Source organism: Paralimibaculum aggregatum, from assembly GCF_030270585.1.
In the GTDB taxonomy this organism is placed as follows: Bacteria; Pseudomonadota; Alphaproteobacteria; order Rhodobacterales; family Rhodobacteraceae; genus Thermohalobaculum; species Thermohalobaculum aggregatum.
Genome location: NZ_BSYI01000040.1, coordinates 46,006 through 52,958, shown reverse-complemented (window position 1 = coordinate 52,958; position 6,953 = coordinate 46,006). Strand labels below are relative to the sequence as shown.

Here is a 6,953-nt window from a genome sequence, read left to right as displayed (position 1 = left end):
TGATTGCCTCGGTCTCGGCCACGGACGCACCTTGGGTGCAGCCCGGGTCGCGGCGACTATATGAAGTTCGCTGTATAGGGGCAAGCGGTTTTCGCGTGGGGAAGGTGACGTCGGTGCGCCCGGCGATGTGCATCGGAATGCGCCCGGCAAAGCGGCCGTCGCGGAACGGCCGCTGGGCAGGGCGGGGGCGCGGCCGCGGATCGCGGCGCAGGCCGCCCGGCGCCGGCCGGGGGCCGGCACCGGCGCGGGAAAAGCGGGCCGGTCAGCCGGCCTCTTGCATCAGGGCATCGACCGCCTTCTGCCAGGGCTTGAGCTTCGGCAGGGCGCCGAAGAGATCGTTCTTGCGCAGGAACTTCGCCATCCGGCCCCGCGCGCGGCTGGCATCGACGAAGAACGGCTCGAGATCCGGATCGCTCACCTTGTGCGCGATGCTCTTCACCTGATTGTCGAGATCCGCCGCGGTCTTGCGGATGTGATCGATGGTCTTCTCGGCCTTGAAGCCGGCCTTCCTGGCTTCCTCGATGATCTTGTCGAGTTCCTTCAGCGCCAGCAGTGCCGACTTGAAATCGTAGTTCTCGACCTCGGCCGGATCGGCGTCGTAGAGCGCCTTGCGCACGGTGCTGGTGAGTCGGTCGACCGGGCGTTCGGTCTTCTTTCCGGTCTTCGTGTCGGCTTCCTTCAGCTTGGCGAGCGCGCCCTCCAGCTCGTCCTCGATGCGCTCGAGCTTGGCGATCAGGTCCTCGGCCTCGTTGCGCTTGGCGACGGGGTCGACCGGGATCTCGTCGACCTGCGGGTCGTCCTTGTGCTCGATCAGCCAGCTGACCTGGCTGAGGAACTTTAGCGCGAGGGCGTAATCGCCGTCATCGGCGAGCATCTTCGCCGTCGACCAGTAGCAGAGCATCGATTCGTGGTCGCCCTCGCCGTTCCGCCGCATCTCGACGACCTGGGAAATGATCGGCGGTGCCGAGCGCTCCCATTTCTGGCGGTCCGGCTCCGGGCCGGGGGTGTATTTCTCGAGCATCCGCTCGATCGCCGCGGCGGCCTTCAGCGCGCTGTCGAACTGCCCCTTCTTGGCGCCGGCGACGGCCGCCTTCCACATGCCCTGGACCTTCTTGTAGGGGCCCCAGGTGTCGGCGACACAGCGCTCGACCTTGCCGGCGAGCGCGATTCGCTTCTTCTGCCAGGCCAGCAGCTCGGGGGAGAGCGCCTGCGCGCCCTCCGGCGCCGGCTTCACCGCGGCGGGTTTCGGCGGCGGCGGCGCCTTCGGCGGCGGCGGGGGCGGCGGCGGCGGAATGTCCGCCTGCTGCATCGCCTCGTATTCCTCCTTGGAGAAGGAGCTCTTGACCGTGTTCGGGTCCTCCTCCTCGACCTCGAGATCGAGCGCGTCGAGATCCTCCGCCTCGATCTCCTCGGTCGGCAGCTCGTCGCCCTCCTCCGCCGTCGAGGCCTCGACCTCCTCGCCGTCCTTGATCACCACGACGTTGTTGAACATCGAGATGCCGAAGGCCTTCAGCGTCACCCGGACCCGGCGGGCGAAGCTCGGCACCATCGGGCCCTGCACCACCAGCACCAGGGTTGCGGCGGGGTAGCTCGCGCCCTCGTAGATGCCGCCGCCATAGGCAATGCCCCAGGTCAGCTTGCGCGGGGTGACGTCGTTCTTCAGCGTGTTGGCGAGGCTGCGCGGCGCCTTCTTGTTGTGGAACAGGAAGCGCTGGTCGGTCGGCTCCTGCGCGACGAGCGCAAAGCCGAAATGGAAGGGCAGGCGCTTCAGCCGCGGCATGGTGCGCTTGAGATAGGCGCTGTGCGCGGCCGGCGTGACCATCGGCGCGTCGACCGCATCGCCGTCGAAGCTGTCGAGCATCTCGTTGAAATCCTGCACCGCGGCAGGCACCGTGCTCTTCAGGATCCTGGCGAGCACCTCGTAGGTCTTGCGCTCCTCGACGAGCTTCTTGTCCTTGGCCTTGAGGAGATCCTTGGCCCGCTCGGCGCAGTAGTCCATGAACTCCTTGCGCGGCTTCTCGATCTTGACGATCAGCTCCTTGGCCTTGCGCAGCTCGGCGAGGTCGGTGCTGGAGAGCTGGTCGTCGCCGGCCTGGATGTCGAGCCGGCGCTCGGCATCGCCGAAATCGTCCATCGCGTCGATGAAGCGCGTGAACTTCTTCTCGCGGAACAGGTCCTTCGGACACTGCTTCTTCCACCACGTGCTGTCGAACTTGATCTTGGAGTTCGCATTCAGCGCCATAGCTACCTCCTCGCCTGCACGGAGGCGGGGCCGCTCGCCCGTTCGCGCACGCCCCGCAGACCCGATGCCGAGGCTAGCGGAGATCGCGCCGCTTTGCCATTCTGAATTGCGCGGCGGCAGCCATTGCCGCCGGGAGGGAACATGCCGGCCATGCAGCGGACGGCCAGCGGGGAGGGCGGCACGCCATGATCGGGCTTCCGGCCCAGTTCGACATCGTCGCCGGGCTCCTGTTCTGCGCCGGCACGGTGGCGCTGGCGCTCGCAACCTATGGCCTGGCGCGCCTCGTCGCCGCGCCGCGGCTCACCGCCGACACCCGCGCGCTGGCCGACAGCATGGTGTTCCGCATCGGCGCGCTGCACGGGCTGATCCTCGCGCTGGTCTTCGCGCAGGAGCTCTACGAGCACCAGCAGATCCGCGACCAGACCCGGCTCGAGGCCACCGCCATCGCCGACATCTATTTCGACGCCGGCCGCCATGGCGGCGAAGGATCGGCGGAGATCCGCGACCGCATCGCCGCCTATCTCCGCCTCGCCGCCGGCGCGGAGTGGCAGGGGCTCGGCAGCGAGAAGCGGCTGTCCTCCGATGCCTGGGCGGCCTGGGACGGGGCCTATGGCGCGGCGCTCGACCTCGCCGCCGACACGCCGCGGGCGGAGTCGCTGCGCGCGCATATCCTAGAGCGCATCCACGACATCGCCGAGCTGCGCGTGGCCCGCGAGAACGCCGCGCTGCACCGCATCAGCCCCTTCTTCTGGTTTGCCGCCTGCGTCGGGGTGGTGCTGGTGGCGCTGCCCTATTTCAGCTTCGCGCCGAGCGGGATCAACCTGATGCTGCTCGGCCTCTTCGCCGGCTATACCGGGCTCGTGCTGTCCTTCATCTATGCCTTCTCCGACCCCTATGTGCCGCCGGGCGCGCTGGCGCCGGTGGCCTTCGAGCGGGTGCTGGAGGGCGAGATCGGCCGCCACGGCGGCGCCGGCGGCTAGGGCGGCGCGGCGCGGCTCCGGGCCGGGAGGATCGCCGCCGCCAGGGCGCAGAGGGCGAGCAGCGCCGGGGCGTCGAAGAGCAGGGTCTTCAGCCGGATGTTCGGCAGGAAGACGAAGGCCACCGCCGCCGCCGCCAGCAGCGACAGCCCCACCGCCGCGGGGATGCCTGCCCGCCCGAGCCAGGCCAGCGCCAGAGCGGCGCCGAGCGCGGCCAGCGTGAAGCCGGCCTGCAGCCAGTCGGCCGGGCCGCGCAGCGAGAAGCCGAAGGAATGGGCGAGCTTGGCCGCGCCATAGCGCGCCTGCCGGAGCGGGTCGTCCGCCCAGGCCGCGGCGGCGAGGCGGCCGGCGAGCGCCTCGCGGCCGCGCACCCGGGCCTGCCGTTCCGGGCCCCCGGCGGCGGCCTTGGCCGCGCGCTCGGCGGCGATCATCGCGGCGGCCTCGGGGCCGGGCAGGGCGGTGCGCGTGTCCCCGACCTGCCGGAGCGCGGGGAGATGCCGCTGCCGCCAGGCCTCCGGCAGCCCGCCATTGCCCGCCGAGGCGCTGCCGAAGCCGAAATCGTGGTGCCCGGTGCCGAGCAGCAGGTTCTTCGCGCCGCTGGTGGTGAGCCGCGGCGCGCCCATCTCGGCAGTCACGAAGGCGACCCATGGGGCCAGCACTGCGCCGGTGCCCAGCGCCATCACGGCCGCGAGCCCGGCGCCCCGCCCGAGCCCCCCGCCGGCCCGCGCCGCGAGGCAGGCGGCCAGCGGCAGCAGCATCAGCGCCGCATTGGCCTTGGCCAGCGTCGCCAGCCCCACCGCCGCCCCGGCCGCCAGCGCGCGCGGCAGGGCCGGCCCGGGGCGCAGCGCGAGCGCCAGCCCGAGATTGACCAGGAAGAACCCCGGCGCCTCGGCCATGGCGGCCTCCGCCAGCAGGTGGAATGGCGGCCAGAGCGCCGTCGCGGCCGCCATCAGGTGAAACATCCGCCGCTCGGGACCGCTGGGCGCCAGCGCCCACCAGAGCGCCGGGATCGCGGCGGCCGTGAGGATGTTGGCGAGCCGCGCCGCCCCGGCGAGCGCCTCGGCCGGCACCAGCCGGTCGAGCCCGGCGATCAGCAGCGGCAGGAACGGCGGGCGGTAGCCGTCGGCCAGCGCGGCCCAGCCCTCGCGGGCGAAGCCGGTGCCGCGGGCGAGATAGTCGGTCTCGTCTCCCGCAGGAGCGGCGGCGAACACCCCGAGTGCCAGTGCCGCGCCGAGCCAGAGCGTTGCCGTCAGCCCGAAGAGCGCGAGCGCCCCGGCACCGCGGCCCATGCTCAGCCGCCGGTGGTCGACATGTGCCGGCCGACCTGGCCCTCGACGCGCTGGCGCGAATAGTCGAAGTCATGGCCCTTCGGCTTGCGCGCGATCGCCTCGCGGATCGCCGCCGCCAGCGCCTCGTCGGAGGCGCCGCCGCGCATCACCGCGCGCAGGTCGGCATCGTCGTCCTGCCCGAGGCACATGTAGAGCTGGCCGGTGCAGGTCAGCCGCACCCGGTTGCAGCTTTCGCAGAAGTTGTGCGTCAGCGGGGTGATGAAGCCGATCCGCTGCCCGGTCTCGGAGACGCGGAAATAGCGGGCCGGGCCGCCGGTGCGCTCGGCGGTCTCGGTCAGCGTCCAGCGGGTGGCGAGATCCGCGCGCAGCCGGTCGAGGGGATAATACTGGTCGAGCCGGTCCTCGTTGCCGAGATCGCCCATCGGCATCACCTCGATGAAGGTGAGGTCCATGCCCCAGTCGTTGCACCACTCGACCAGCCGGTGGATCTCGTCGTCATTGGTGCCCTTGAGCGCCACGGTGTTGATCTTGACCCGGAGCCCGGCCGCCTGCGCCGCCTCGATGCCCTGCAGCACCTGCGCGAGCCGGCCCCAGCGGGTGATCTCGGCGAACTTGCGATCGTCCAGCGTGTCGAGCGAGACATTGACGCGCCGCACCCCGGCGGCGGCGAGATCCGGCGCGAAGCGCGCGAGCTGCGAGCCGTTGGTGGTGACGGTCAGCTCGTCGAGCGCGCCGCTCTCCAGATGCCGGCCCATGCGGTCGAAGAAGGTCATGATGCCCTTGCGCACCAGCGGCTCGCCGCCGGTCACGCGCAGCTTGCGCACGCCGAGACCGATGAAGCGGGTGCAGAGCCGGTCGAGCTCCTCGAGCGTCAGCAGATCGCGCTTCGGCAGGAAGGTCATCTGTTCCGCCATGCAGTAGACGCAGCGGAAGTCGCAGCGGTCGGTCACGCTCACGCGCAGATAGGTGATCGCGCGGGCGAAGGGGTCGATCAGCGGCGGGGTCTGCATGGCTCTCCCTCGGTGATTTCAGTGAACCTAAGCGGCGGCCCGGCCGAGTGCAATCCCGCCCGCAGGGGGCAGGGCCCCGGCGCTGGACATGCGCGGCCGGCCCGGGCCAGATGGCCGCCGAGTGAAGGGGAGGGATACGATGATTCTCTACGGACGGAACCTGTCGCCCTATGCCCGGCGGATCGCGATCTGGTGCGCGCTGCAGGGCCGCGAGGTCGAGCGCCGGATGATCGCGCCGATGGGCGAGACCTGGGACGAGGTGCGCGCGCACAACCCGGTCGGCCGGGTGCCGATCCTGATCCTCGACGACGGCACCGAGATGATCGAGACCTTCGCGGTCTGCGACTGGCTCGACGAGACCGCGCCCGAGGGGCGGCGGCTGGTGCCCGCCACCGGCGATGCGCGGCGCGCCTGCCTGCAGCGCCTGGCGCTGGCCAACTCGCTCTCGGAGAAGGCCGTGGCGATGGTCTACGAGAAGAACCGCCGCCCCGAGGAGTTCCAGTGGCCGGCCTGGCAGGAGCGGCTGACGACGCAGATCCGCGGCGGGCTCGCCGGGCTCGAGGCGCTGGCGCCGGAGGCCGGCTTCATGGGCGGCGAGGCGCCGGACGGCTCGGACATCGCCGCGGTGATCGCGCTGCAGTTCGTCGAGGCGACCAATCCCTGGCTGATCGAGCCGGCCTGTCCGCGGCTCGCCGGCCTCGCCGAGCGGGCGCTGGCGCTGCCGGCCTTCGCCGAGACCCGGCCCGAGGTCTAGCGCCGCCGCCGGCTGACCCTTGCGGCAGGGGCTGGCCAAACGCGCCGCGCTCGCGTATGCACGCTGCCCATCTTGTCTGGAGGATAGCGATGCAGGCGTGGCGCGGCGTGGGCCTTGGCGTGGCGGCGATGGCGGTGGTGGTCACCGCCTCGAACATCCTGGTGCAGTACCCGGTCGGCGACTGGCTGACCTGGGGCGCCTTCACCTATCCCTTCGCCTTCCTGGTGACCGATCTGGCGAACCGCGCCATGGGGCCGGGGGCGGCGCGCCGCGTGGTGCTGGCGGGCTTCGCGCTGGCGGTGGTGCTGTCGATCTGGCTCGCCGGCCCGCGCATCGCGGTCGCCTCGGGCACCGCCTTCCTGGTGGCGCAGCTGCTCGATGTCCAGGTCTTCCACCGGCTGCGCGCGGGCTCCTGGTGGCGCGCGCCGCTGGTCTCCTCGACCATCGGCTCGGCGCTCGACACCGCGCTCTTCTTCTCGCTGGCCTTCGCCCCCGCCTTCGTGATGTTCGGCGACGATGCCGGCTGGGCGCAGGAGACCGTGCCGCTGCTCGGCCAGGGGCCGGCGGCGGCGCTCTGGGTCAGCCTCGCGGTCGGTGACTTCCTCGTGAAGATGACGCTGGCGCTGCTGGCGCTGGTGCCCTTCCGCCTCGCCCTCGCCCTGGTACCGGCCCGCCCCTGAG

Annotated in this window: 6 protein-coding genes; 3 read left to right on the top strand and 3 right to left on the bottom strand. The window is 71.6% G+C overall.

Annotated features, from left to right (window positions below):
* Window positions 1-262: 262 nt before the first annotated feature.
* A complete protein-coding gene (locus QSJ97_RS19445) occupies window positions 263-2,242 on the bottom strand; it encodes a M24 family metallopeptidase (RefSeq protein ID WP_285673785.1) in 1,980 nt (659 codons plus the stop codon).
* 185 nt (window positions 2,243-2,427) lie between these two features.
* On the opposite strand from QSJ97_RS19445, the gene QSJ97_RS19440 reads away from it, so the two are divergent.
* Window positions 2,428-3,222 (top strand): bestrophin-like domain, encoded by a 795-nt coding sequence (locus tag QSJ97_RS19440; protein ID WP_285673784.1) that lies wholly within the window; start codon window positions 2,428-2,430, stop codon window positions 3,220-3,222.
* On the opposite strand, the gene QSJ97_RS19435 is transcribed toward QSJ97_RS19440, so the two are convergent.
* Both QSJ97_RS19435 and moaA read right to left on the bottom strand, forming a co-directional pair.
* Window positions 3,219-4,508, bottom strand: a complete 1,290-nt coding sequence (locus QSJ97_RS19435; RefSeq protein ID WP_285673783.1) for a hypothetical protein — start codon at window positions 4,506-4,508, stop codon at window positions 3,219-3,221. The two genes, QSJ97_RS19440 and QSJ97_RS19435, sit on opposite strands and share 4 nt — an antisense overlap.
* Window positions 4,509-4,510: 2 nt before the next feature.
* The gene (moaA, locus tag QSJ97_RS19430) at window positions 4,511-5,518 is read right to left on the bottom strand and encodes a GTP 3',8-cyclase MoaA (protein ID WP_285673782.1); all 1,008 of its coding nucleotides are present in this window, start codon (window positions 5,516-5,518) and stop codon (window positions 4,511-4,513) included.
* Window positions 5,519-5,657: 139 nt separating this feature from the next.
* Between moaA and QSJ97_RS19425 the strand changes: the two genes are divergently transcribed.
* Together QSJ97_RS19425 and QSJ97_RS19420 are read left to right on the top strand one after the other, a co-directional pair.
* The gene (locus QSJ97_RS19425; protein WP_285673781.1) at window positions 5,658-6,272 is read left to right on the top strand and encodes a glutathione S-transferase family protein; all 615 of its coding nucleotides are present in this window, start codon (window positions 5,658-5,660) and stop codon (window positions 6,270-6,272) included.
* 89 nt (window positions 6,273-6,361) lie between these two features.
* Entirely contained in the window at window positions 6,362-6,952 is a 591-nt protein-coding gene (locus tag QSJ97_RS19420) for a queuosine precursor transporter (RefSeq protein ID WP_285673780.1), read from the top strand.
* Window position 6,953: the final 1 nt, after the last annotated feature.

Bases quoted from the DNA above. Each gene is read 5' to 3' on its own strand.
- QSJ97_RS19445 (WP_285673785.1), bottom strand. From the start codon at position 2,242: ATGGCGCTGAATGCGAACTCCAAGATCAAGTTCGACAGCACGTGGTGG.
- QSJ97_RS19440 (WP_285673784.1), top strand. From the start codon at position 2,428: ATGATCGGGCTTCCGGCCCAGTTCGACATCGTCGCCGGGCTCCTGTTC.
- QSJ97_RS19435 (WP_285673783.1), bottom strand. From the start codon at position 4,508: ATGGGCCGCGGTGCCGGGGCGCTCGCGCTCTTCGGGCTGACGGCAACG.
- moaA (WP_285673782.1), bottom strand. From the start codon at position 5,518: ATGCAGACCCCGCCGCTGATCGACCCCTTCGCCCGCGCGATCACCTAT.
- QSJ97_RS19425 (WP_285673781.1), top strand. From the start codon at position 5,658: ATGATTCTCTACGGACGGAACCTGTCGCCCTATGCCCGGCGGATCGCG.
- QSJ97_RS19420 (WP_285673780.1), top strand. From the start codon at position 6,362: ATGCAGGCGTGGCGCGGCGTGGGCCTTGGCGTGGCGGCGATGGCGGTG.